The organism is Planobispora rosea, assembly GCF_014648175.1.
Lineage (GTDB): Bacteria > Actinomycetota > Actinomycetes > Streptosporangiales > Streptosporangiaceae > Planobispora > Planobispora rosea.
The window spans coordinates 45,065-67,546 of record NZ_BMQP01000022.1; the positions used below are offsets into that span (position 1 = coordinate 45,065).

24 protein-coding genes are annotated in these 22,482 nt (G+C 71.1%); 15 read left to right on the plus strand and 9 right to left on the minus strand.

Translation table 11 applies throughout. The features are described from left to right. The first annotated feature begins 59 nt into the window (after positions 1-59). The 9 genes from infA (at position 60) to IEZ08_RS21890 (ending at position 6,652) form a co-directional block, all read left to right on the plus strand. Positions 60-281 carry a translation initiation factor IF-1 gene (gene infA / locus IEZ08_RS21850; protein ID WP_012887858.1) on the plus strand — a complete coding sequence of 74 codons (222 nt, stop codon included), beginning with the start codon at positions 60-62 and terminating at the stop codon, positions 279-281. 24 nt (positions 282-305) lie between these two features. Beyond that, positions 306-419 carry a 50S ribosomal protein L36 gene (gene rpmJ / locus IEZ08_RS21855; protein ID WP_003956441.1) on the plus strand — a complete coding sequence of 38 codons (114 nt, stop codon included), beginning with the start codon at positions 306-308 and terminating at the stop codon, positions 417-419. A 217-nt stretch (positions 420-636) separates the two neighbouring features. Next, positions 637-1,017 carry a 30S ribosomal protein S13 gene (gene rpsM / locus IEZ08_RS21860; protein ID WP_068921183.1) on the plus strand — a complete coding sequence of 127 codons (381 nt, stop codon included), beginning with the start codon at positions 637-639 and terminating at the stop codon, positions 1,015-1,017. Between the two features lie 48 nt (positions 1,018-1,065). Then, complete coding sequence (gene rpsK / locus IEZ08_RS21865) at positions 1,066-1,470, plus strand: 30S ribosomal protein S11 (RefSeq protein WP_020542285.1); 405 nt, start codon at positions 1,066-1,068, stop codon at positions 1,468-1,470. Positions 1,471-1,490: 20 nt separating this feature from the next. Continuing rightward, entirely contained in the window at positions 1,491-2,117 is a 627-nt protein-coding gene (gene rpsD / locus IEZ08_RS21870) for a 30S ribosomal protein S4 (protein WP_068921184.1), read from the plus strand. Positions 2,118-2,217: 100 nt separating this feature from the next. Next, the gene (locus IEZ08_RS21875) at positions 2,218-3,234 is read left to right on the plus strand and encodes a DNA-directed RNA polymerase subunit alpha (protein ID WP_068921185.1); all 1,017 of its coding nucleotides are present in this window, start codon (positions 2,218-2,220) and stop codon (positions 3,232-3,234) included. A gap of 209 nt (positions 3,235-3,443) precedes the next feature. Then, positions 3,444-4,019: a 50S ribosomal protein L17 gene (gene rplQ / locus IEZ08_RS21880; protein ID WP_068921186.1), complete on the plus strand. Its 576-nt coding sequence runs from the start codon at positions 3,444-3,446 to the stop codon at positions 4,017-4,019. A gap of 80 nt (positions 4,020-4,099) precedes the next feature. Then, positions 4,100-4,975 (plus strand): tRNA pseudouridine(38-40) synthase TruA, encoded by an 876-nt coding sequence (gene truA, locus IEZ08_RS21885; protein ID WP_068921187.1) that lies wholly within the window; start codon positions 4,100-4,102, stop codon positions 4,973-4,975. Positions 4,976-5,080: 105 nt separating this feature from the next. Continuing rightward, positions 5,081-6,652: an alpha/beta hydrolase gene (locus tag IEZ08_RS21890; RefSeq protein ID WP_229803386.1), complete on the plus strand. Its 1,572-nt coding sequence runs from the start codon at positions 5,081-5,083 to the stop codon at positions 6,650-6,652. A gap of 10 nt (positions 6,653-6,662) precedes the next feature. On the opposite strand, the gene IEZ08_RS21895 is transcribed toward IEZ08_RS21890, so the two are convergent. From IEZ08_RS21895 to IEZ08_RS21905, 3 genes are all read right to left on the minus strand, one after another. Further along, a complete protein-coding gene (locus tag IEZ08_RS21895) occupies positions 6,663-8,429 on the minus strand; it encodes a hypothetical protein (RefSeq protein ID WP_189242801.1) in 1,767 nt (588 codons plus the stop codon). A 470-nt stretch (positions 8,430-8,899) separates the two neighbouring features. After that, a complete protein-coding gene (locus IEZ08_RS21900; RefSeq protein ID WP_189242802.1) occupies positions 8,900-10,042 on the minus strand; it encodes a hypothetical protein in 1,143 nt (380 codons plus the stop codon). Positions 10,043-10,077: 35 nt separating this feature from the next. After that, positions 10,078-10,773: a CAP domain-containing protein gene (locus IEZ08_RS21905; RefSeq protein ID WP_068921191.1), complete on the minus strand. Its 696-nt coding sequence runs from the start codon at positions 10,771-10,773 to the stop codon at positions 10,078-10,080. A 525-nt stretch (positions 10,774-11,298) separates the two neighbouring features. Between IEZ08_RS21905 and rplM the strand changes: the two genes are divergently transcribed. The 4 genes from rplM (at position 11,299) to IEZ08_RS21925 (ending at position 14,940) form a co-directional block, all read left to right on the plus strand. Further along, positions 11,299-11,742, plus strand: a complete 444-nt coding sequence (gene rplM / locus IEZ08_RS21910; protein ID WP_068921192.1) for a 50S ribosomal protein L13 — start codon at positions 11,299-11,301, stop codon at positions 11,740-11,742. A 71-nt stretch (positions 11,743-11,813) separates the two neighbouring features. Continuing rightward, entirely contained in the window at positions 11,814-12,335 is a 522-nt protein-coding gene (gene rpsI / locus IEZ08_RS21915) for a 30S ribosomal protein S9 (RefSeq protein WP_068921193.1), read from the plus strand. Between the two features lies 1 nt (position 12,336). Next, positions 12,337-13,698 (plus strand): phosphoglucosamine mutase, encoded by a 1,362-nt coding sequence (gene glmM, locus IEZ08_RS21920; protein ID WP_189242803.1) that lies wholly within the window; start codon positions 12,337-12,339, stop codon positions 13,696-13,698. Positions 13,699-13,947: 249 nt separating this feature from the next. Beyond that, positions 13,948-14,940 carry an alpha/beta hydrolase family protein gene (locus IEZ08_RS21925; RefSeq protein WP_084779546.1) on the plus strand — a complete coding sequence of 331 codons (993 nt, stop codon included), beginning with the start codon at positions 13,948-13,950 and terminating at the stop codon, positions 14,938-14,940. On the opposite strand, the gene IEZ08_RS21930 is transcribed toward IEZ08_RS21925, so the two are convergent. Further along, positions 14,919-15,563: a LuxR C-terminal-related transcriptional regulator gene (locus IEZ08_RS21930; protein WP_189242804.1), complete on the minus strand. Its 645-nt coding sequence runs from the start codon at positions 15,561-15,563 to the stop codon at positions 14,919-14,921. The genes IEZ08_RS21925 and IEZ08_RS21930 overlap by 22 nt on opposite strands. 177 nt (positions 15,564-15,740) lie before the next feature. Here IEZ08_RS21930 and IEZ08_RS21935 point away from each other — a divergent pair, with 177 nt between their 5' ends. Beyond that, positions 15,741-16,277, plus strand: a complete 537-nt coding sequence (locus tag IEZ08_RS21935; protein ID WP_068921196.1) for a hypothetical protein — start codon at positions 15,741-15,743, stop codon at positions 16,275-16,277. 75 nt (positions 16,278-16,352) lie between these two features. On the opposite strand, the gene IEZ08_RS21940 is transcribed toward IEZ08_RS21935, so the two are convergent. From IEZ08_RS21940 to coaA, 5 genes are all read right to left on the minus strand, one after another. After that, complete coding sequence (locus IEZ08_RS21940) at positions 16,353-17,069, minus strand: ABC transporter permease subunit (RefSeq protein WP_084779547.1); 717 nt, start codon at positions 17,067-17,069, stop codon at positions 16,353-16,355. A 2-nt stretch (positions 17,070-17,071) separates the two neighbouring features. Next, positions 17,072-17,986 (minus strand): ABC transporter ATP-binding protein, encoded by a 915-nt coding sequence (locus tag IEZ08_RS21945; RefSeq protein WP_068921198.1) that lies wholly within the window; start codon positions 17,984-17,986, stop codon positions 17,072-17,074. After that, positions 17,983-18,888 carry a hypothetical protein gene (locus tag IEZ08_RS21950; RefSeq protein ID WP_068921199.1) on the minus strand — a complete coding sequence of 302 codons (906 nt, stop codon included), beginning with the start codon at positions 18,886-18,888 and terminating at the stop codon, positions 17,983-17,985. Before IEZ08_RS21950 ends, IEZ08_RS21945 begins: the two co-directional genes overlap by 4 nt. After that, positions 18,881-19,786, minus strand: coding sequence for an ABC transporter ATP-binding protein (locus IEZ08_RS21955; RefSeq protein ID WP_068921200.1), 906 nt, complete (start codon positions 19,784-19,786; stop codon positions 18,881-18,883). The genes IEZ08_RS21950 and IEZ08_RS21955 overlap by 8 nt, the downstream gene beginning before the upstream one ends. Before the next feature lie 149 nt (positions 19,787-19,935). Beyond that, positions 19,936-20,868: a type I pantothenate kinase gene (gene coaA / locus IEZ08_RS21960; protein ID WP_068921201.1), complete on the minus strand. Its 933-nt coding sequence runs from the start codon at positions 20,866-20,868 to the stop codon at positions 19,936-19,938. Between the two features lie 185 nt (positions 20,869-21,053). Here coaA and IEZ08_RS21965 point away from each other — a divergent pair, with 185 nt between their 5' ends. Continuing rightward, positions 21,054-22,469 (plus strand): PhoX family protein, encoded by a 1,416-nt coding sequence (locus tag IEZ08_RS21965; protein WP_068921202.1) that lies wholly within the window; start codon positions 21,054-21,056, stop codon positions 22,467-22,469. Positions 22,470-22,482 lie beyond the last annotated feature (13 nt).

The following is a 22,482-nucleotide window of genomic DNA, read 5'->3' on the forward strand; positions in this document are numbered from 1 at the left end:
GGTCGCGGCTGCTTAGTGTGCCGAAGCCTCAGACGACCGATCAGTGAAACGCGAGGGACATGGCCAAGAAGGACGGCGCCATCGAGATCGAGGGCACTGTGGTTGAGTCGCTCCCGAACGCGATGTTCCGGGTGCAGCTCGACAACGGCCATAAGGTCCTGGCCCACATCAGCGGGCGGATGCGCATGCACTACATCCGCATCCTTCCCGACGACCGGGTTGTCGTCGAACTGAGCCCCTACGACCTGAGTCGTGGGCGGATCGTCTACCGATACAAGTAAGCGTCTGAGGGACGACTAAGGACTATGAAGGTCAAGCCGAGCGTCAAGAAGATCTGCGACAAGTGCAAGGTGATCCGCCGGCACGGTCGCGTCATGGTGATCTGCGACAACCTGCGCCACAAGCAGCGTCAGGGCTAGTCGCAGGAATCCGGTCTTACACAGAGTCCGCTCCACGAGGCGGGCTCGATCCATGTGAGGCCGCAGCACAGTAATCGCGTTCCACACCCGCGCAGGCGGCCCCGCAGGGCCGTACCCCGCGGGAGACCCCCGGTCGGAGGCCGGGGCCCTCACCCCGGGCATGGGGAGGGGCAGTGAAGCGCAGGACCTCCGCCACAACGAAGGAGAATGCCCGACCATGGCTCGCCTGGTTGGCGTCGACCTCCCCCGCGACAAGCGGCTGGAGATCGCTCTCACCTACATTTACGGAATCGGCCGCACCCGCGCGCTCGAGACCCTGCAGGCCACCGGCATCAGCGGCGACCTCCGGGTCCACCAGCTCACGGACGAAGAGCTCGTGCCGCTGCGTGACTACATCGAGGCCAACTTCAAGATCGAGGGTGACCTCCGCCGCGAGGTCCAGGCCGACATCCGTCGCAAGATCGAGATTCAGTGCTACCAGGGCATCCGGCACCGCCGCGGCCTCCCCGTGCACGGTCAGCGCACGCAGACCAACGCACGCACCCGCAAGGGCAAGAAGAAGACCGTGGCCGGCAAGAAGAAGCCCGGCAAGAAGTAGTAGTCCGCGCAGCCGCAGGACCGAAGACCTCAGGAGTGAAGGCAAGCAATGCCTCCTAAGAGCCGTCAGGGCGCCCCGAAGAAGGTGCGCCGCAAGGAAAAGAAGAACGTCGCTCACGGGCACGCCCACATCAAGAGCACGTTCAACAACACGATCGTTTCGATCACCGACCCGAACGGGAACGTGATCTCCTGGGCCAGCGCCGGCCACGTCGGGTTCAAGGGCTCCCGTAAGTCCACCCCGTTCGCCGCGCAGATGGCCGCCGAGAACGCCGCCCGCCGCGCCATGGAGCACGGCATGCGCAAGGTCGACGTCTTCGTCAAGGGTCCCGGCTCCGGCCGGGAGACCGCGATCCGCTCGCTGCAGGCGACCGGTCTCGAGGTCGGTTCCATCCAGGACGTCACCCCCGTTCCGCACAACGGTTGCCGTCCGCCCAAGCGCCGTCGCGTCTGACGCCCAGGAGATAGAGAGAAATGGCTCGTTACACGGGTGCGGACTGCAAGCTCTGCCGCCGGGAGAAGGTCAAGCTTTTCCTCAAGGGCAAGAAGTGCGAGTCCGCGAAGTGCCCCATCGAGATCCGTCCTTACCCGCCGGGTGAGCACGGCCGCGGCCGTCCGAAGGAGTCTGAGTACCAGCTCCAGCTTCGTGAGAAGCAGAAGACCCGCCGCATCTACGGCGTCCTCGAGAAGCAGTTCCGCAACTACTACGAGGAAGCCAACCGCAAGGCCGGTAAGACCGGTGAGAACCTCCTCCAGATCCTGGAGAGCCGTCTCGACAACGTGATCTACCGCGCCGGTTTCGCGGAGTCCCGCGACGCCGCCCGCCAGCAGGTCCGTCACGGCCACATCCTGGTGAACGGCAAGAAGGTCGACATCCCGTCGTACCGCGTCCGCGAGCACGACATCATCGAGGTCCGCGAGAAGTCCCGCAACCTCCTGCCCTACGAGGTGGCCCGCGCCACCGCCGGCGACCGGACGTTCCCGGCCTGGCTGGGCGTCGCGCCGGAGTCCATGCGCGTCCTGGTCCACCAGCTGCCGGTCCGCCAGCAGATCGACACGCAGGTCCAGGAGCAGCTGATCGTCGAGCTCTACTCCAAGTAGTGCTCTCGCAAGGTGCCGTACGGTTCGCCGTACGGCACCTATGCTGTTGTTATCGAGCGGCGTCAAATAGCGGGCGCCGCACGGCCAGGGGAGAACCCACATGCTGATCGCTCAGCGTCCCACCCTCCTCGAGGAGAACCTCGAGGAGAACCGGTCCCGGTTCATCATCGAGCCGCTGGAGCCCGGCTTCGGCTACACCATCGGCAACTCGCTGCGGCGCACGCTGCTGTCGTCCATCCCGGGCGCGGCCGTGACCAGCATCCGCATCGAGGGCGTGCTGCACGAGTTCTCGACCGTCCCGGGGGTCAAGGAGGATGTCACCGACATCATCCTGAACCTCAAGGAGCTGGTCGTCTCCTCCGAGCACGACGAGCCCGTGGTGATGTACCTGCGCAAGCAGGGTCCCGGCGACGTCACCGCCGCCGACATCGCGCCTCCGGCCGGTGTCGAGGTGCACAACCCCGAGCTGCGCATCGCCACGCTGAACGGCAAGGCGAAGCTGGAGATGGAGCTCACCGTCGAGCGCGGTCGCGGCTACGTCTCCGCCGCGCAGAACAAGCAGCCCGGCCAGGAGATCGGCCGCATCCCGATCGACTCGATCTACTCCCCGGTGCTCAAGGTCACCTACAAGGTCGAGGCGACCCGTGTCGAGCAGCGCACCGACTTCGACCGTCTGATCCTGGACGTCGAGACCAAGCCGAGCATGAAGCCGCGGGACGCGGTGGCCTCCGCCGGCAAGACCCTGGTCGAGCTGTTCGGCCTGGCCCGCGAGCTGAACGTCGAGGCCGAGGGCATCGACATCGGCCCGTCGCCGACGGACGCGGCCCTGGCCGCCGACCTGGCGCTGCCGATCGAGGAGCTGAACCTCACCGTCCGCTCCTACAACTGCCTCAAGCGCGAGGGCATCCACACCGTGGGTGAGCTCGTCGCCCGCAGCGAGCAGGACCTGCTGGACATCCGCAACTTCGGTGCGAAGTCCATCGAGGAGGTCAAGCAGAAGCTGCACGAGATGTCGCTCGCGCTCAAGGACTCCCCGCCCGGGTTCGACCCGACCTCGGTGGCCGGCGGCGGCTACGACGACGACGACAGCGCGTACGTCGAGACCGAGCAGTACTGACCTCGCGGGGGCTGCGCCCCCGCGACCCCGGCGGGCATCGCCGCGTCCGGGGACGTCCGGCAGGACGGGAATCCCTCGCGGTTCCCGTCCCCGGCGCAAAGTCCCTCTTCGGAGGGGTTTCGGTAACGCGGGAGCCGCTTGCGACTCCCGCGGCCTGACTCCGGTACCTGATACGGCCGGGGCAGGTTAACTCTCAAGGAGAACGAGAAATGCCCAGGCCCACCAAGGGTGCCCGTCTCGGCGGCAGCCCGGCCCACGAGAAGCTGATCCTGTCGAACCTCGCCACTCAGCTTTTCCAGCACGGCCGGATCAAGACCACCGAGGCGAAGGCCAAGCGCCTGCGCCCGCTGGCGGAGAAGCTGATCACCAAGGCGAAGAAGGGCGACATGCACAACCGTCGCCAGGTGCTGACGGTCGTCCGTGACAAGAGCGTCGTCCACCACCTCTTCACCGAGATCGCCCCGACGTTCGCCGAGCGTCCCGGCGGTTACACCCGGATCACCAAGATCGGTCAGCGCAAGGGCGACTCCGCCCCCATGGCGGTCATCGAGCTGGTCACCGAGGCCCTGAACCAGGTCAGCGTCTCCAAGGCGCCGGCCTCCCCCAAGGAGACCGTGGCGACCCCGGTCGACGAGAAGACCAAGGTCGTGTCCGAGGCTCCGGCCGAGGAGACCGAGGCCGCTGAGGCCACCGAGGCTCCCGCCGAGGAGACCGCGGAGGCTCCGGCTGAGGAGACCGCCGAGGCTCCCGCCGAGGAGACCGAGGCCAAGAAGGACAACGCCTGATCCGTCAGGCCGTGTGAACGGGCCCGGCATCCCCGCATCTGGGGTGCCGGGCCCGCTTCGCGTTCTCCGGGAGGAACATCGTGGTACGGCTGCGCCTGGATCTCGCCTACGACGGCACCGACTTCTCCGGCTGGGCCCGGCAGCCCGGTAGGCGCACGGTCCAGGGGGAGATCGAGGAAGCGCTCGCCAAGGCCCTGCGGCTCGCCGGACCGCCCTCGCTGACGGTGGCCGGGCGGACCGACGCCGGGGTCCACGCGCGGGGACAGGTGGCCCATCTGGACGTGGAGTCCGACGCGCTCCTGGTCCTGGAGAACCGCCGCGGGCGCGGCCCGTCCCCCGGGCAGGAGGCGGAGGGCGGAATCGCTGAGCGCCTCGACGTCCTTCGCAGGAGGCTGGCGGGCATCCTGGACCCAGATGTCAGGATTTATCGCGTTACGGTGGCGCCGGAGGGCTTTGACGCACGTTTCTCGGCGATGTCCCGCCGATACGCCTACCGGGTCTGCGACGCTCCCGGCGGCGTGGACCCGCTCCGCCGCCACGAGGTCGTCTGGTACGCCCGCCCTCTCGACCTCGACAGGCTCAACGCGGCCGCGACCCGCCTGACCGGCGAACACGACTTCGCGGCGTTCTGCAGAAAGAGAGAGGGCGCGACGACCATCCGCGAGCTCCAGCGGCTCGACTGGGTCCGAGAGGACGGCCTCCTCGTGGCGACCGTCGTCGCCGACGCGTTCTGCCACTCGATGGTGCGGGCACTGGTCGGGTCGCTGCTCGCGGTGGGGGAGGGCCGCCTGCCGGTCGAGTGGCCGGGCCAGGTGCTGGCGGGAGCCGTACGGGACTCCAGGGTGCATGTCGCCCCGGCGCACGGACTCTGCCTGGAGGAGGTGCGCTACCCGGAGGCGGCGGAACTGGCCCGGCGGGCAGCGGCGACCCGCCGGGTGCGCACCCTGGGGGAGTGACCTCGGATATGACCGGCGCTCTGGCCGAACGGCCGAGACGTGCGGCTCCTCGATCGGCTTGATGGCCGATGCGGGCCGTGCGGCCCGGCCGCGACGCTGATCTCCATGAGAAAGATCTCCATGGCCGCCGTCACCGCCACCGCCGCCGCCGTCGCGCTGCTCGCCTCGGCCGGGGGCGCGAGTGCCCTGGCCGCCTCCGGAGCCCGGCAGCCCGGCCCGGACGGCGGGCTCGCCCGGTTCGAGCAACAGAAGATCACCTGGCACGACTGCCGGACCGGCCCCGATGACGCGATCGGCGCCCAGCTGGAGGCCGCCGGGGCGCGCTGCGCCGAGGTCACCGTCCCGCTGGACCACGCCCGCCCCGACGGGCCCGCCATCGAGGTCGCGATCTCCCGGCTGCGGGCCACCGACCCCGGACGCCGGCGCGGAGCACTGCTGATCAACCCCGGCGGCCCCGGCGACCCCGGAAGGATCTACGCGCCGCTGCTGAAGGCCACGATGCCCACGCTGGCGGCCCGCTACGACCTGATCGGCATGGACCCCCGCTTCACCGGGCGCAGCACCCCGCTGAACTGCCATTGGCCCATCGGCGACTACGTGCGCTCGACCGGCCACGACCGGCGCGGCTTCGACCGGATCGCCGCCCAGGCCCAGGACCTGGCCTCGCGCTGCGCGGGGCTGCGGGAGATGTTGCCGCACGCCTCGGCCCGCGCCACCGCTCGCGACATGGACCTCATCCGCGCCGCCCTGGGCGAGCCGAAACTGTCCTACCTCGGCGGTTCGTACGGCACCTACCTGGGCGCGGTCTACATGCAGCTGTTCCCCGCCCGCGCCGACCGGTTCGTCCTGGACAGCGCCCTGGACCCCGCCGCCGCCGGACCCGGCTACGCCCGCCCGATGGGACCGTACCTGGCCAAGGCGCTCAAGGAGTGGGCCGGCTGGGCCGCCCGCCACCACGGCCGCTACCGCCTGGGCTCCACCACCGCCCGGGTCCTGGCCACCGTCGGCCGTATCGACCGGGCCGCCGCCCGCACCCCGCTGCGCATCGGCCGTTACCGGGTCGACACCCACGTCTTCCCGGCGATCCTGCTGCTGAGCCTGGGCCGAGACAGCGAGCAGGCCTACGCCGCCCTGGCCGCCGATCTTCAGGTCCTCGACGACGCCGCCCGCGGAGCCGAGATCACCTCGGCCCCCTCCCTGGAGGAAGGACTGGCCTACCTGTCCTCACCGGAGACCGACGGAGCCGGCAGCGCACGGATGGCGATCACCTGCGCGGACGGACCCGCCTCCCGCGATGTCGATGCCTACTACCGCGACATCCAGGCCCACCGCGCCGACGAGCCCCTGTTCGGGCCGCTGACCCGCGCCATGAACCTGCCGTGCGCGTTCTGGCCGGCCTCTGCGGCCGAACCTCCCACCCGGATCCGCAACGACGTCCCGGCGCTGATCGTCGGGGCCTCCGGCGACCCCAAGACCCCTTATCCGGGACAGCGGGCGATGCACCGGGCCCTGAGCGGCTCGCGCATGGTCACCGTGCGTGGCGCCTTCCGTCATCTGGTGTCCGGGGTGTTCACCGCCACCCGCAACGCCTGCGTCGACGACGCCGTCGGCCGCTACCTGCTCGACGGCGTCCTGCCCGCCGAAGACACCGTCTGCGCCGACGCCCCCGCCCGGTAGCCTTCGCGGTTCAGCCGGTCACGCGGCGTTCGACGACCTTGGCGGTCTGGTCGCGGAAGGCACCGCTGACCTTGCCGAGGCCCTTCTCCTTCGCGGTGGGGGTGTGCCCGTCGGCGAAGGTCGCGTAGCTGAACACGATGTAGCGGCCCCACACCAGTCCCGCCGCGTAGCCGCCCGCGATGTGCACGCGCTCGGCCCCGCTGCCGGGGGAGCCGGGCAGGCCGCGGAACCACAGGTTGCGCTCCAGGTTCTTGGCTTGGTCGGCGGCGACGGCCGACTCCCTGGTGGGCAGCACCGCGACGCCCGTGGTCACGGCGTACTTCTTCTGGCTGTCCACGTAGGTGGCCCGCAGCACGCGGCGGCACTCCTCCCTGCGCAGCGCGGTGGCGAACCCGCCCGAGGCGGCCTTCTCGCAGTCCTGGGTCAGGTGGGTCTTGACCCGGGTGAAGGTGGTCCCGCCGATGGTGACCTTCTTTCTGAAGGCGTCGGTCAAGGTCATCTTGCCCGGGTCGGTCAGCTCGGAGTTGAGCATCGTGGTACTGGCCGGGGACGGCTCGGCGGGCGAGCTCGCCGGTCCGTCGGTGGGCCCGCCGGTGACGGCGGGGGCGCTCGTGGCGGCGCCGGTGGTCTTCTCGGAGCCCGACGAGCGGTAGGCCAGGAAGGCGCCGGTGCCGATGCCTCCCACCACGATCGCCACGGCCGCCGCGGCCAGGACGGTCGCGGCCTTGCCTCTGACCGGGCGGACGCCGGGAGCACCCGGGGGACCGGTCGCGGGGGCCGGTGACGGAAGGAGAGCGGTGTGCTCCGGCGCCGGACCGCCGGGGCCGGAGCGCGGTGGCCGCCCCCCGGGCGGTCCCGGAGCGAGCGGAGCCGGAGGGACCGGGATCGGGACCGGAGGGGAGACCACCGGGATGCCGCCCGGCGGAGTCGGGTGATCGGCCGAGATCGGACCGGGAGTCGGCGCGGACACGCCCGGCTCCCCGGACCATGCGGGCCCCGGGGGCGGGGCGTCGGGCGGGGGCGCGGTGGGGGGCATGCCGGGCCTCGCGGACCATGCGGGTCCCTGGGGCGGGTTGCCGGGTGGGGGCGCGGTGGGGGGCATGCCGGGTCCCGCGGACCACGCGGGTCCCAGGGGCGGATCGCCGGCGGGGAACCCGACCGGGGGCGTGGCCGGGGCGGAGGCGTACGGCTCCGGCCGTACGGCGGGAGCCTGCGGGGCCGGAACGTCGGGCGGCGCCGGCGCGTCGACGTGCTGGGCCGGCGCGCCGTCCTGCCCCTCCGGTCCGGCGGACATGGGCACGCGGACCTTGACGGTGTCCTCTCCGCCTTCCTCGTCCGGTCCCTGGGCCGCGAGGTGCGGCGGCCAGACGGCGACGTCGCCGGGCTCGCGGGGGCGGGACGGCTCCTCGGGCTCCGGCCACGCCGACTCGCCGACGGGCTCGCCCGTGGCGGCGGGCCACGGCGGGTTGTCCGAGGCCCCGGAGGCCGGGGACGGCCACACGTGCATACCCGCCGCGGCGGCGGTGAAGGCCGGGGGCGGCTGCCAGGCGGGGGCATCCGGCGGCACGGGCGCGCCGGGAAGCGGCGGGTCGTCCAGCGGTACGGGGGCCGGGGGCGTCGCGGCCTCCCCGCCGATCGGGGGGCTCGCCCAGGGCCGCTCCTCCCGCTCGGCGGGGGAGGAGGGGCTCCCCGCAGGGCCCGCTGGGTCCTCGGGGCTCCCGGGGCCCGCGTGCCGCGGCATGGGGAGATCGGTCGCGAGCACGTCGGGAGCGGTCATCGGGGCGGTGGAGCCGGGCGGTGAAGCGCCCGGGGCGGCTTCCGGCGTGACCGGGACGGGCGGCGGGATGCTTGGGGAATCAGGACCGGGGAGGCCGCTTCCGGTGTCGGCCAGCCAGTCGTAGGGTGCCGCTCCGTCGTCGGGAACCGTCCACGGTTGCTCCACCGGGGGTGCGGGAGAGATCGGCTCCGGCCACGCCGGAGGGGTGTAAGGCTGCTCGCCACCTGTGTGATCGGTCCGCGGCACGTGCGGCGAAGGCCGGCCGAAACTCGGCGGCGGCGTCGCCGGTACGGCCGAACCACCGGTTTCGTGCTCGTGTTCGGACCCGGATTCCTGGCCACGCATACTCGGCAGCGTAGCGACAGCTGGAGATCGCCACGTGGGTATGAGCGTTCCCAAGCGTGTCCCGTGCCGGTTTTACCGCGAAAAATGGTGAAAAAATCTTCCATCGACGAGGCTGTCGGCTGCGGTCAGGGACGCCTGCCGGTCAGCGACCGTGACTCCAGCGCAGGGGTGACGGTCGCGTCGGCGACACCGAACGCGGCCGCGTTGAGTTTCTTCGCCTCGTTCTTGCTCGGCGCGTGCCCGTCCTTGTACTGGAACCAGACGAGGATGGCGTAGTGCCCGTGCCGCCATCCGCCGGCGAACGCCTCACCCGTGCCGAGGAACTTGGTGACCTTGTCCTTGCCGGGCAGCACCTTGAGGTACTCCTCCAGCTTCTTGCCGCTGACCGCCTTGACCACCCGCGCCGCCGAGGCGGACGTCCCCAGGTTGGCCACGCCCACGGTGCCGATGATCTTCCCGGAGGAGTCGCGGAAGCTGGCGCGGATGAGCTGGGTGCACTTGCCGGAGGCGAGAGCCTTCTGCAGCTTGGCGCCCACCACGGCGTCCTTGCACTTCTTGGCCTTGTCCTCCCGCCAGACGGTCCTGGTGTACGTCTGGCCCTTGACCTTCACGCTCTTGCTCCCGAACAGCTCCTTCGCCGTCAGCGCGTGCGGGTCGGTGGCGCGTGAGGCCGCGAAGCCGAACTCGTCACCGGGGGCGGCGGGGGGCACGGCGACGGTCTTCGACGGGGAGGCGGACTCCGTCGCGGCGGGGACGGCGCCGTCGTCGGAGCCTGCCAGCACGGCCAGCCCGATGCCCGCGGCGACCAGTACGGCCAGCCCGGCGGACGCGATGATGATCGGCCGGCGGGAGCGGGGACCCTCGTCGTAGGGGCTCCACATCTCCTGGCGAGGCCGCTCCGCCGGTTTCCGGGGTGCCGTCGGCTCGTCCCGGGCCACGGACGGTGCGGTCCGGTCGGGCGGCGGGGACGCCGGGCCGTACGGGGGCGCCTGACCACGCGGCGGCGCCTGAGCGTGCGAGGGAACCTGGCGACGCGGGGGCGCCTGGCCGTACGGCGGCGCCTGATCGTGTGAGGGAGCCTGGCCGTACGGCGGGGAGGTGTGACCGTGCGACGGGGAGGACTGACCGGACGGGGCGGGGGCGAACCAGTTCTCACCCCCGTCTTCCGGCGCGGACGGCGATCGCGGCACGTCGGGACGGCCGTGCGGCTGCGGCGCGCCGGGCCGTCCGTACGGCTGGCGGCGCGGCGAATCCCCGGGAGAACCCATGGGGTGAGCGTAACCGGCCGCCGGGACGGATCTGGTCACGAATATCCGAAATCCTGAGTCCACCACGGCCCGCCCGGGCCGTCCACGACCCCGACGCCGGTGGCTCTGAGCGCGCAGTTGAGGATGTTCCCCCGGTGGCCGGGGTCGGCCATCCAGTTTCTCAGGGCCTCCTCGGCGGAGCGGGAACCGCGGCCGATGTTCTCGGCGCCCCCGCTGCTGTAACCGGCGTCCTCCATCCGCTTCCAGGGGGACGACCCGTCGGGCGAGGTATGGGAGAAGTCACCGCTCGCCGCCATCTCGGCGGAGTGCGCGCGCGCCGCACCGGCCAGCCGTGGGTCGATCCGGAGCGGGGCGCAGCCGGCCTGCCTGCGGGCCGCGTTGACCAGCCGGACGACCTCGTCCTCCAGGTCGCTCAGCGCCTGAAGGGCACCGCCCCCGTCCTCGGCGCGGAGGGGGTGGCGGGAGCCGGCGCTGTCGGTGAAGCCGCCGATCATGTTCTCCGGACTGCTCGACGGGCGGGGCGTGGCGGACACCCGGGGAGCCGGGGAGGACGCCTGCGTACGCCGGGCGACCCGGCCGAGGGGGGCCCGCCGTTCCACGGTCCGGCCCGCTCCCGCCACCACGGTGGGCGAGGGCGTGCTGGGAGCGTCGTACAGGTAGACCTGGTCGACCGTTTGCGGGGCGCGGCTGCTCCTGCCGAGGATGAATCCGGTCAGCAGAACCGCCGCCAAGCACGCGAAAGCCCCCAGACGGCGCAGACGAGCCCGCTGGGTATGCCTGGGGTAAGGGGACTGCCACATACCGCTAACAAAGATAGGGATGTTGAGATAGTTGAAGAAGAGAATGTCGAGAATGAGTTGTAACCGTTCGGTGGAGCTTCGGATGTGGTAGCGCTCGCCCGGGCTGCGTCGTCGCGGACCGGGACGGCCTCGCCTCCGGTCGTGCTTTCGACGGCGGGTGACGTCCTCCGCCGATCGCCTCCGCCCTGGGCGAGGCATCTCCCATGGCGGGTAAACTCTTTGAAGGACGGCTCGGAGGGCCGGTCTTTTTGACCCCCGCTCTCTCCGGCCTGTATCCTGCTACTTCGTTGTGTGCGAATCGGTCTCCGTCATCTGAGACTGATGCGCGGCGCGTCCGGCGTCATCTCCTTCGACTTGGGAGACGGAAGGTCCGGGCTGTCGTGTGCCCGCACCTACCGACCAAGTCGCTGCCGATCCCGGCAGTCCCGAAGACGCGAACAAAGAAGGCATACGACCGTGCGCACGTACACACCCAAGCCTGCTGAAGTCGAGCGTCAGTGGTATGTCATCGACGCCACCGACATCGTGCTCGGCCGGCTGGCAAGCCACGTCGCGACGCTGCTTCGCGGTAAGCACAAGCCGATCTTCGCCAACCACGTCGACACCGGTGACTTCGTCATCGTCATCAACGCCGACAAGGTCGCGCTGACCGGCAACAAGCTCGAGCAGAAGAAGGCTTACCGCCACTCGGGTTACCCGGGCGGTCTGCGCTCCGTGACCTACGCCGAGCTCATGGACAAGCGTCCCGACCGCGCCGTCGAGAAGGCCGTGAAGGGCATGCTGCCGAAGAACGCCCTCGGCCGGAAGATGATCAAGAAGCTCAAGGTCTACGCCGGATCCGAGCACCCGCACCAGGCGCAGCAGCCGGTGCCCTTCGAGATCACCCAGATCGCCCAGTAGTCGCACGAGCCGCTGTCGCCGGCAAGCGTTGGCCGATGGCCGACGCCGAGTAGGAAAGTTTGAGGAGAACCGTGGCTGAGCCCACCGGTGTCGAGACGCCCATCGAGGGCGAGCTGGACGATTACAACGCGGAGGAGTTCCCCTCCGAGTACACCAGCGAGTCCGCTGTCGGCGGCGAGGCCGCCGTCCGCAAGCCCATCACCCTGGGCAACTCGTACGGCACCGGCCGCCGCAAGGAGGCCGTCGCCCGCGTGCGCATCGTGCCGGGCACCGGCAAGTGGACGATCAACGGTCGTCCGCTTGACGTCTACTTCCCGAACAAGGTCCACCAGCAGATCGTCAACGAGCCCTTCGTGACGCTCGGCGCCGAGGACCAGTTCGACGTCATCGCCCGCATCGACGGCGGCGGCGTCACCGGCCAGGCCGGTGCCCTGCGCATGGGCCTGTCCCGCGCGCTGGCCGTCCTGGACGTCGAGGTCAACCGCCCGCCGCTGAAGAAGGCCGGCTTCCTGACCCGTGACGCCCGCGCCACCGAGCGCAAGAAGTACGGCCTCAAGAAGGCCCGTAAGGCCCCGCAGTACAGCAAGCGTTAAGTTGGGGCGCCTCTTCGGCACCGACGGGGTCCGTGGGGTCGCGGGTCGCGACCTCACGGCCGAGCTCGCCATGGACCTGTCCGTGGCCGCGGCTCACGTCCTCGGCGATGCCGGAGCGTTCCATGCCAGCGACGGGCGTGCCCCGCAGGGCCGCCCGATCGCCGTCGTAGGCCGGGACCCCCGGGCTTCAGGAGAGTTCCTGGAGTCCGCGGTGGTCGCCGGCCTTGCGTCGTCCGGCGTGGATGTGCTCCGGCTCGGCGTGCTGCCCACCCCGGCGGTCGCTTATCTGACGACGGCTCTCGGAGCCGACATGGGCGTGATGATCTCCGCCTCCCACAACCCCGCCCCGGACAACGGGATCAAGTTCCTCGCCCGCGGCGGCTACAAGCTGCCCGACGCGGTCGAGAACGAGATCGAGCAGCGTCTCGGCGAGAAGTGGGACCGGCCGACCGGCGCGGCCGTCGGCCGGGTGCGCGAGGCGTACGGCGAGGCCGATCGTTACGTGTCCCACCTGTTGTCCACCATGTCCGGACGGCTCGACGGCCTGAGCGTGGTCATCGACTGCGCGCACGGCGCGGCCCACATGGTCGCCCCCGAGGCGCTGACGCGTGCCGGAGCGAAGGTCGAGACCATCGGGGCCCGCCCCGACGGCCTCAACATCAACGCCGGCGTCGGCTCCACGCATCTGGACAAGCTCCAGCAGATCGTGGTCTCCCGCGGCGCGGACGTCGGGATCGCCTACGATGGTGACGCCGACCGCTGCCTGGCGGTCGCGCACACCGGCGAGGTGATCGACGGCGACCAGATCATGGCGGTGCTGGCCCTGGCGCTGCGTGCCGAGGGGAAGCTGGCGGGTGACACCGTGGTCGCCACGGTCATGTCGAACCTGGGCTTCAAGCTGGCGATGCGGGAGTCCGGGATCGACGTGCTCGAAACCGCGGTGGGCGACCGCTACGTCCTGGAGGCCATGCGGGAGGGCGGCTACACCTTCGGCGGCGAGCAGTCCGGACATGTGATCATGCTCGACCACGCCACCACCGGGGACGGCCTGCTGACCTCGCTGCACCTGCTGGCGGCCGTGGCCCGCGAGGGCAAGCCGCTGGCGGAGCTGGCCTCGGTGATGACCCGGCTCCCGCAGGTCCTGATCAACGTCAAGGGCGTGGACCGGACCAAGGCGTCGGTGCCCGAACTGTCCGCGGCCGTCGAGGCGGCCGAGGGCGAACTGGGCGAGACCGGCCGGGTGCTGATCCGGCCGAGCGGGACCGAGCCGATGATCCGTGTGATGGTCGAGGCCGCCTCGGCCGAGCAGGCCCAGGCGCTGGCGGAGCGCCTGGCCGGCGTCGTCCGTGAGGTCTGCGTCTGACCGCTGCGGGGTCCGTCCCCGCCGTCGGCCGGGCGTGACCGCTGCGGGGTCCGTCCTGACCGTCAGGCCCGCGTCTGATCGCATTCCGGCCCCGGCTCCCTCAGGGGAGCCGGGGCCGGTCGCTTCCCGGGATGCCCGGACCGGGTGCGTTTTGGCATTCACCCAGTCTTCTGTGCGGGGCTGTTGCCGTGGGGAACCGGCGTTTCCACAATCGGTGGGACATCCCCGCAGAAAGCCTGGTGAAGCGTTATGCGCGCATGGTCATCCAGGGTGTGCCTCACCGTCGCGGCCCTGTTCCTGCTCCTGCTCACCGCGGTCCCGGCGCACGCCGCCCCAACCGCCTCCGCCGGGACACCCGGCGGGACCCCTGCCGGACTCCCCGCAGGACCCCGTGCGGAGGCTCCCACCGGAGCCGCCGCGGACCTCTCCGCTCCCGGCCCGCACGCGGTGGGGTACTCCGACGTCAACGTCTCGGCGTCCGGCAGGTCGTTCTCGGCCCGGGTCTACTATCCGGCCGTGTCGGCGGGGGGCAACACGGCCGTCGCCGCCGGGCGCTTCCCCGTCGTCTCGTTCGGCCACGGCTTCTTCCAGGGCATCGGCAAATACGCCTCGCTCGGCAGGCACTGGGCCTCCTGGGGAATGATCACGATCATGCCGGCCTCCCAGGGAGGTCTCTTCCCCAGCCACAGCGCCTTCGCGGACGACCTCAACGCCGCCCTCACCTGGATGGTCCAGCAGGACACCGCGGCCGGTTCCCGTTTCGGAACCCACGTCCGCACCGACAGACTCGCCCTGTCCGGCCACTCCATGGGCGGTGGGGCCAGTGTCCTCGCCGCCGCGCGCAACCCGGGCGTGCGGACCGTCACCAACCTGGCCGCGGCCGAGACCAACCCCTCGGCCCGGGCCGCCGCGGCGACCACACGGGTTCCCATGCAGCTGGTGGCGGGGTCCAGGGACACGGTGGCGGGGCCGTCCGGGCACCAGATCCCGATCTACGAGGCCAAGCCCGCCCCCAAGCAGTTGCGCACGATCGTCGGCGGCTTCCACTGCGGGTTCACCGACTCCGGCGGCCTCGGCTGTGACAGCGGATCGATCGGCCGCGCCGTACAGCAGTCGATCACCAAGCGGGTGACGACGTCCTGGCTGCTGTACCACCTGGCCGACGACGGCGGCCAGTACGACGCGGTCTGGGGTGCCGCGGCCCGGACGGATCCGGCCGTTCAGTTCCTCGGCGTCGAATAAGACCCGCCCGACCCGCCCGGCCCGGACCGTTCACCGGTCCGGGCCGGGCAGAACGTCGGGGGCCACACGTCGTGGACGAACACGCCGAGGACGAAGGCCCGGCCCACCAGCGCGGACCGGCTGCCGGCGCCGAGCTTGGCGCGCAGCCGTGCCAGGTGGTAGTCCACGGCCTGGCGGGTGAGGTAGAGCTGCCGGGCGATCTCCCGGTTGGACGCCCCGGCCGCCACCAGACGCAGTACCTCGCGCTGGAGCAGGCTCAGCGCCGGGGCCTCCGGGGCGACCTCCTCCAGTACGGCCACCGCCCGCCACGGCAGCCCGTTGCGGCGCGGCTCGACCGAGGCGCTGACCCGGGCGACGATGACGGTCCGGTCCCCCCGGAGCAGCCTCATCCACGTCCGGTAGGCGTTCAGCCGCCCGGTCGCGAGCAGGCGCCAGTGGGGCCACTGCGCCTCCCGCTCACCGGGGGCGAGCAACTCCTCCGCCGGGCGTCCGAGCAGCGCGGCGGCGTCGCGGCCGAGCGCCGCCTGGAAGGCCGGATTGCTCTCCCTGATCCTGCCCAGCCCGTCCACCGCGACGATCGGCACCCGGGCGCGTTCGAAGTAGACCTGGTAAGGGCCCTTCATCGCTCGAACGTAGGTCACCCAAGCCCATCGGACCAGGGCCGCCCCGATCTCTCCTGGTGGGGGCGGGAGCCGTACGGCAGGCGCCTCGGCAAGGGAACATCGGCCTTGCCGGTTCAGTATGGGACTGAGCCGTCTATCACGTTGACGGGTTAAAGATCAATTCGACATCATTGCGAAATGATCTCTTTACGACCTCTCGCGGGACTCGCTCTCGCTGCCGCCCTTGCCGCCGGTTACGCGGCGGTCCCGGCCGCCGCCGCGACCCACACGGCGGTCCCGGCCGCCGCCTCGGCCCAGGAGTCCGCAGTCTCCTCGGCCGAGACCGCGGCCCGCCCCAGGAACGGAAAGATCCTTTACGCCGGCATCAGCGGCGGACGGGGCGTCCTCAAGATCAAGAACGGGACCAAGAGGGACGCGGTCGTCACTCTTGTCCGCGGTAAGAGCAAGGCGATCAGCATCTATGTCCGCGCCCGGTCGACCGCGAGCGTCAAGACCGTCAGGAGCGGCACCTACCGGATCTTCTTCACCTCGGGCTACCGGTTCAACGTCTCCAAGGGCCGCTTCGCCAGCTCCGCCTCCTACCAGCGCTTCGACGACAAGCTGAAGTTCGTCTCGACCTCCACCACCTGGTCGATCTGGACGCTGACCCTGAACACGGTTCCCGGCGGCAACGCCAGGACCAGGGGCGTCGACCCGAAGGACTTCCCGGCGTGATCCCCGGGGCCGTCCGGCGTGCGTGACGGACGGCCCCCCAGTGCAAACCGCTTCCCCTCGCCGGCGGGCCGCCGGTCACTCGTCGCCGGTGAGGGAGAAGCTCCGCAGCCGCCGGCCGGCCCACAGGACGGCGCCGACGCTGACGACCACCAGGGCCGACACGGCGAAGCCGATCCCGATGTCGGTCGTCAGGAAGGCCGAGGACGACACCTGGTCGGCGACCGTCTGGGCCCACTGCTGGACGGAGTAGCGGCGGGCGCCCGGGACGAAGTTGCCCACCACGCCCTCCCAGATCACCGCGTAGATGATGCCGATGGTGACCGCGTGCCGGGTGACCACGCCCAGCAGCATGAACACCGCCGCGTACGCCACGCCGCCGACGAGGGCGGCCAGGGCGAAGCCGGAGGCCACCCCGGCTTCGAGGCCGATCAGCAGGTAGGCCGCGGCGAAGGTGGGCACGGTCGCGAAGGCGGCCACCACCGAGGCGGCGACCAGGAACTTGGTCTGCGCGATCACCGGCCGGGAGATCGGCTTGGACAGCAGGTGGACGATCGTCCCGTCGTCGATCTCGGGGGCGATCACGCCGGTCCCCGCGATCACGCCGAGCAGCGGCAGCATGACGCCGATGGCGAAGGTCCTCAACAGCTCCACCGTCGCCCGCTCGCCGTCGGCGCCGATCACGCGGAGCAGGACGGCCAGGGCGAGCAGCACCGCCGGCAGCAGGACGAGAAGCCAGACCCGCCGCCGGCCGAGCAGCGCCCGGTAGGTGATTCCGGCGATGACACCGTTCATGATCAGCCGCTCCTGTTGATCAGGTAGGAGAAGACGCTCTCCAGGTCCTCGTCGGCGGGGGAGACCTGCCAGACCCGCACGCCCGCGTCTCTGGCCACGCGGGGCAGCAACCAGGTGAAGCGCCGGAAGTCCACCGCCCGCACCTCCAGGCCCGCCTCGGTGAGGGAGACCGCTCCGGAGGAGGCGTCGGCGATCAGGGCCGCGGCCAGGCGGCGGTCGTCGCTGGAGCGCACCCGGAACAGGTGGGGCCGGTCGGTCATCCGGCGGCGGATCTCGCGGAAGTCGCCGGAGGCGGCGTGGCGGCCGGCGACCAGGACCTCGATGTGCTGGGCGACGCGCTCCACCTCCTCCAGGATGTGCGAGCTGAACAGGATCGTCTTGCCGGCCGTGCCCATGGCCCGGATCAGGTCCATCATGTGCATGCGCTGGCGCGGGTCCATGCCGTTGAACGGCTCGTCCAGCAGCAGCACCCGGGGTTCGTGGACGAGGGCCGCGGCGACCTTCATCCGCTGGCGCATGCCCTTGGAGTAGGTCTCGATCCGGCGGTCCGCGGCGTCCTCCATCTCGACCAGGGCCAGCGCCTTGCGGGCGGCGTCCTCCGGGTCGGGCAGGCGGTGCAGCCGCGCGCTGGAGAGCACGAACTGCCAGCCGGTGAGGAAGCCGTAGACGGCCTCGCGCTCGGGGACCAGGCCGATCGAGCGGTAGACCTCGTGGTTGCGCCAGATCCGGGTGCCGTCGAGGGTCACGGTCCCGCCGGAGGGCGCCAGGAAGCCGGCCATCATGTGCAGCAGCGTGGACTTGCCCGCGCCGTTGGGGCCGAGCAGCCCGGTGACGCCGGGGCCGATGGTCATGGTGACGTCGTTGACGGCCACCACGTTCCCGTACCAGCGGGAGACCTGGGCCAGTTCGATGTTCATCGGGAGGCCGCCTTCCGGTAGCGGGCGATCAGCGCGACCACCGAGAGCGCGATCAGACCGACCATGATCATGATTGCGGCGGCGACGCCGACGCCCTCCGGGTAACCGCCGGGACCGGAGCCGTCCATGCCGAAGACGCCGACCTGGACGGCCGCGTCCACCAGGAAGAACGGGCTGATCAGCCAGGCCCAGGAGGCGGCGGCGAAGTCACCGGCCTGCTCCAGCACCCTGCCCACGGCGGTCGAGACGCCCGTGGACAGGAGGTAGAACGCGATGACCGCGGCCACGCCCAGGCCGCGCCGCGGGGTGAAGGAGGCGATCGCGACGCCGAGCGCGGCCAGCAGCACCGACAGGGCGAGCGCTCCGGCCATGCCCGCGAGGTACTCGGAGGTCCGTACGGCGCCGGGCATGTCGACGACCAGCTCGCCGACGAACAGCACGGTCAGCGGTACGGCCGTCAGCAGGAACAGCGCGGCCGTCATCGCCGCCAGCTTGGCGCCCACGTAGTCCCAGAGGGTCACCGGCCGCGACAGATAGAGCGGCAGCACCCGGAAGCGCAGGTCGGGGGCCACGGTGTACGGCGACTGCGAGGCGAGGAAGATCGCCGGGATGGCCTGCATCACGATCGCGTACTCGGTGTAGCGCACCCCCCTCTCCTGGAGGATCGCCATCATCGCGATGGAGACCACAGCCGGGAGCATCATGATCCCGAAGAGCACGAAGGGAATGATCTTCGCGCGCGCCGTGCGGCCCAGCCCGAAGACCCCGCGCAGGCTGTGCACGGCCAGCGCTGCGGCGGCGTGGCCGCGGCCCAGGCGCGGCCCGTCGTAGTGCCGGTACCCGATGTCGTGGATGACGCCGGCCGGGGCGGGGGGCGGGGGAGCGGGAAGGCTCTCAGACATCGGCGGGCTCCTTGAAGACGTCCTCGATGCGACGGCGGCCCTGTTCGAGGCGGATCAGGCAGAGGTCGAGGTCGGCGACGGCGTCGCGGAGCGCGTCGTAGGTCTCCGGGGCGCGCACCCGGACCAGGAGCGTCCGGCCGTCGGCGGTGACGGACTCACCCAGCTCGGCCAGGCGGGCGGCCAGTACGTCCTGGCCCTCCTCGACCTCGACGGTGACGGTCTCAGTCGCCTGGGTGAACTCGGCGATGGCCGAGGAGCGCAGCAGCCTTCCCCCGTCGATCACGACGACGTGGTCGCAGATCCGCTCCAGCTCGCCGAGCAGGTGCGAGGTGACCAGCACGCTGATGCCGAACTCCGCGCCGATCCTGCGGATCAGGGCGAGCATCTCGTCGCGGCCCTGCGGGTCGAGCCCGTTGGTGGGCTCGTCGAGGAAGACCACCTGCGGGTCGTGCACGAGGGCCTGGGCCAGCTTGACCCGCTGCTTCATGCCGGTGGAGTAACCGCCCATGACGCGGTAGCGCTCCTCGTAGAGCCCCACGTGCCGCAGCACGTCGGCGGCGCGCTCACGGGCGGCGGTGCGCGGCAGCCCGGACATGCGGGCCATGTGCACGGTGAACTCGGTGGCGGACAGGTCGGGCGGGAGGCAGTCGTGCTCGGGCATGTAGCCCACGACCCGGCGGATCTCGGCGCCGCGGGTCCGCACGTCCATGCCGAGGACCTGCGCGTCCCCGCTGGAAGGCTCCAGCAGGCCAAGCAAGATCTTGATCAGCGTGGACTTGCCCGCGCCGTTGGCGCCGACCAGCCCGGTCACGCCGGGACCGACGGTGACGGTGAGCCGGTCGAGCGCCGTCACCCGGGGGAAGCTCCTGGTGAGCTCCTCGGTGGCGAGGATAGTCATGATCGGAGGTTAGCCCCCGGGGGCCGGGACCGCCTCGGTCATTGGAATGACCCGTCCCTCATCCGCGGGGGAGGGACATCCCTGATCCGCTCCCGGGGGTCGTCCCCGACCGGTCCCGGCGCGGCTGCGGTCCCGGTACGGCCCGCCGGTCAGCCGCGGCGCAGCCGTACCCGCCGGATCGAGTGGTCGCGCCCCTTGTACAGCACGAGACCGGCGCGGCCCCGGGTGGGCGCGATGTTCTCCACCAGGTTGCGCTCGTTGATGTCGCGCCAGACATCCTTGGCGAAGGCGGTGGCCTCCTCCTCCGACAGCTCGGTCAGGCGCCGGAAGTAGGACTTGGGATCCTCGAACGCGGTACGGCGGAGCTTGTGGAAGCGGTCCACGTACCACTCGCGGACGTGCTCGGTCTTGGCGTCCACGTAGATCGAGAAGTCGAAGTAGTCGTTGACCGCCAGCGCGGCCGGCGGGGCGGGCTGCAGGACGTTGAGACCCTCGACGATGAGGATGTCGGGGTGGCGCACCGTCTGCACGGCGCCGGGCACGATGTCGTACTCCAGGTGGCTGTAGACCGGGGCGCTGACCTCCGGGACCCCGGCCTTGACGTCGGCCACGAACCTGACCAGGGCCCGGCGGTCGTAGCTCTCCGGGAAGCCCTTGCGGTGCATGATGTCCCGCTCGGCGAGGACCTTGTTCGGGTGGAGGAAGCTGTCGGTGGTGATCAGCTCCACCCGGGGGTGCTCGGGCCAGCGGGCCAGCAGCGTGTGCAGGAGCCGGGCGGTGGTGGACTTGCCGACCGCGACGCTCCCGGCGATGCCCAGGATGTACGGCGCGGGCTCCCGGCCGGTGCCGAGGAAGGTGTTGACGGCGGCGTTGCGCTGCCTGGACCCGGTGAAGTGCAGGTTGAGCAGCCGGGTCAGCGGCAGGTAGACGTCGGTGACCTCGGCCAGGTCGATCGGGTCGTCGACGCCGCGCAGCTCCTCCAGCTCCTCCTCGGTGAGCGTGAGCGGCGTGTTCTTGCGCAGCTCGCTCCACTGAGCCCTGCTCAGCTCGACGTACGGCGTCGCGTCCCACCCGTTGGCCATAGCCCGCAAGCCTACTGACCGGTCACCGGCGCCCCGGCTCTGGGTTCCCCGGACTCTCCGGAGTGTCTCCCGCCTCGCCGGGTACGGCATCCCGAACACGTTAATTGGCGATATATGCCATATAGCGGATCGGTGATATCGGATTAACGTAGCGTGAATCCACCGGATCCCCAGGGAGTCGCTCAATGGACCGTCGTCGTTTTCTCGCCGGGACCACAACGCTGGCGGCGGTGGGCGTCGCCGGGCCGTTCGCCGGGGTCGCCCGGGCCGGGCAGGCCGGGGAGCTGCGTCCCGGAGGCGGGTACGGCCCGCTGGTGCCCGTCCGCGACGAACGCGACGGGAAGGTCCGGCTGCACCTGCCCGAGGGGTTCAGGTACCGCTCGTTCAACCCCGCCGGAGAGGCGTTCACCGACGGCACGGTCACTCCGGGCCGGCACGACGGGATGGCCGCCTTCCGGGGACCCCGGGGCGACGCGATCCTGATCCGCAACCACGAGGTCAACGGCCCCGTCGGCGCCTTCGGCGATCCGGCCAGGGCCTACGACCCGGCCGCGGGCGGAGGTACGGCGACGCTCCGGGTCACCCGCTACGGCCGGGTGGTGAAGTCCGGGCCCAGCCTGAACGGGACCCAGATGAACTGCTCCGGCGGGCCGATGCCCTGGGGCGCCTGGGTGACGTGCGAGGAGACCGTCAACGGGCCCGACGTCGGCAACGACTTCACCGGACAGGACAACAGCAAGCTCCAGCGCAAGCACGGCTACATCTTCGAGGTGCCGGTCGACGGCGCGCCGGGCGGACCGATCAGGAACGCCGGGCGCTTCGCCCACGAGTCGGTCGCGTTCGACCCGCTGACCGGAGCGATCTATCTGACCGAGGACAACTTCGCCTTCCCCTCGGGCTTCTACCGCTACCTGCCGCCGAAGAACCCGTTGCGCGCGGGGAGGATCCTGGACGGCGGCCGGCTCCAGATGCTCGCCGTACGGGGCGAGCCCGGCAAGGACCTGTCGGCCGGCCAGCCCGCCGGGGCCGCCTACGCGACCTCCTGGGTGGACATCGACGACCCCGACCCCGCCTTCACCGGCACGCCCAGCAACGACACCGCGATCCAGGCCGTCGGCAACCAGGGCCGGGCCGGGGGCGCGGCGATCTTCTCCCGCCTCGAAGGGGCGATCAACCACCACGGCACGATCTACTTCGTCTCAACCCAGGGCGGCGCGACCGCCCCCGGCGACACCCCGCCCAGCGGGTTCGGCAAGGGACGCGGCCAGGTGTGGGCGTACGAGACGTGGAGCGGCAGGCTGAAGCTGGTCTACGAGTCGCCCGGCGCGGTCACCCTCGACCTGCCCGACAACATCACCACCAGTCCCCGCGGGACCCTGGTGCTGTGCGAGGACGGCGGCGGTGACAACTACCTGCGGGGCCTCACCCGCCGCGGTGAGATCTTCGACTTCTCCCGCCTGGAGCCCGTCGCGGGCGACACCGGAGCCGAGTTCGCCGGATCCACCTTCGGGCCCGGCGGTCACACGCTCTACGTCAACGTCCAGTCCTCCCAGGGCGTCAGCTTCGCCATCTGGGGCCCCTGGCACCGCGGCGGCTTCTGAGGGCGGCCCGCGG

Excerpts from the sequence above, each read along its gene's own strand:
- rpsD (WP_068921184.1), top strand. The coding sequence starts at position 1,491 with ATGGCTCGTTACACGGGTGCGGACTGCAAGCTCTGCCGCCGGGAGAAG.
- coaA (WP_068921201.1), bottom strand. The coding sequence starts at position 20,868 with ATGGCCAACGGGTGGGACGCGACGCCGTACGTCGAGCTGAGCAGGGCT.
- infA (WP_012887858.1), top strand. The coding sequence starts at position 60 with ATGGCCAAGAAGGACGGCGCCATCGAGATCGAGGGCACTGTGGTTGAG.
- IEZ08_RS21935 (WP_068921196.1), top strand. The coding sequence starts at position 15,741 with ATGATCTCTTTACGACCTCTCGCGGGACTCGCTCTCGCTGCCGCCCTT.
- IEZ08_RS21875 (WP_068921185.1), top strand. The coding sequence starts at position 2,218 with ATGCTGATCGCTCAGCGTCCCACCCTCCTCGAGGAGAACCTCGAGGAG.
- IEZ08_RS21950 (WP_068921199.1), bottom strand. The coding sequence starts at position 18,888 with ATGTCTGAGAGCCTTCCCGCTCCCCCGCCCCCCGCCCCGGCCGGCGTC.
- IEZ08_RS21925 (WP_084779546.1), top strand. The coding sequence starts at position 13,948 with ATGCGCGCATGGTCATCCAGGGTGTGCCTCACCGTCGCGGCCCTGTTC.
- IEZ08_RS21930 (WP_189242804.1), bottom strand. The coding sequence starts at position 15,563 with ATGAAGGGCCCTTACCAGGTCTACTTCGAACGCGCCCGGGTGCCGATC.
- IEZ08_RS21940 (WP_084779547.1), bottom strand. The coding sequence starts at position 17,069 with ATGAACGGTGTCATCGCCGGAATCACCTACCGGGCGCTGCTCGGCCGG.
- rpsM (WP_068921183.1), top strand. The coding sequence starts at position 637 with ATGGCTCGCCTGGTTGGCGTCGACCTCCCCCGCGACAAGCGGCTGGAG.
- rplQ (WP_068921186.1), top strand. The coding sequence starts at position 3,444 with ATGCCCAGGCCCACCAAGGGTGCCCGTCTCGGCGGCAGCCCGGCCCAC.
- IEZ08_RS21965 (WP_068921202.1), top strand. The coding sequence starts at position 21,054 with ATGGACCGTCGTCGTTTTCTCGCCGGGACCACAACGCTGGCGGCGGTG.
- IEZ08_RS21945 (WP_068921198.1), bottom strand. The coding sequence starts at position 17,986 with ATGAACATCGAACTGGCCCAGGTCTCCCGCTGGTACGGGAACGTGGTG.
- IEZ08_RS21955 (WP_068921200.1), bottom strand. The coding sequence starts at position 19,786 with ATGACTATCCTCGCCACCGAGGAGCTCACCAGGAGCTTCCCCCGGGTG.
- IEZ08_RS21900 (WP_189242802.1), bottom strand. The coding sequence starts at position 10,042 with ATGGGTTCTCCCGGGGATTCGCCGCGCCGCCAGCCGTACGGACGGCCC.
- IEZ08_RS21890 (WP_229803386.1), top strand. The coding sequence starts at position 5,081 with ATGAGAAAGATCTCCATGGCCGCCGTCACCGCCACCGCCGCCGCCGTC.
- rpmJ (WP_003956441.1), top strand. The coding sequence starts at position 306 with ATGAAGGTCAAGCCGAGCGTCAAGAAGATCTGCGACAAGTGCAAGGTG.
- rpsK (WP_020542285.1), top strand. The coding sequence starts at position 1,066 with ATGCCTCCTAAGAGCCGTCAGGGCGCCCCGAAGAAGGTGCGCCGCAAG.
- IEZ08_RS21895 (WP_189242801.1), bottom strand. The coding sequence starts at position 8,429 with ATGACCGCTCCCGACGTGCTCGCGACCGATCTCCCCATGCCGCGGCAC.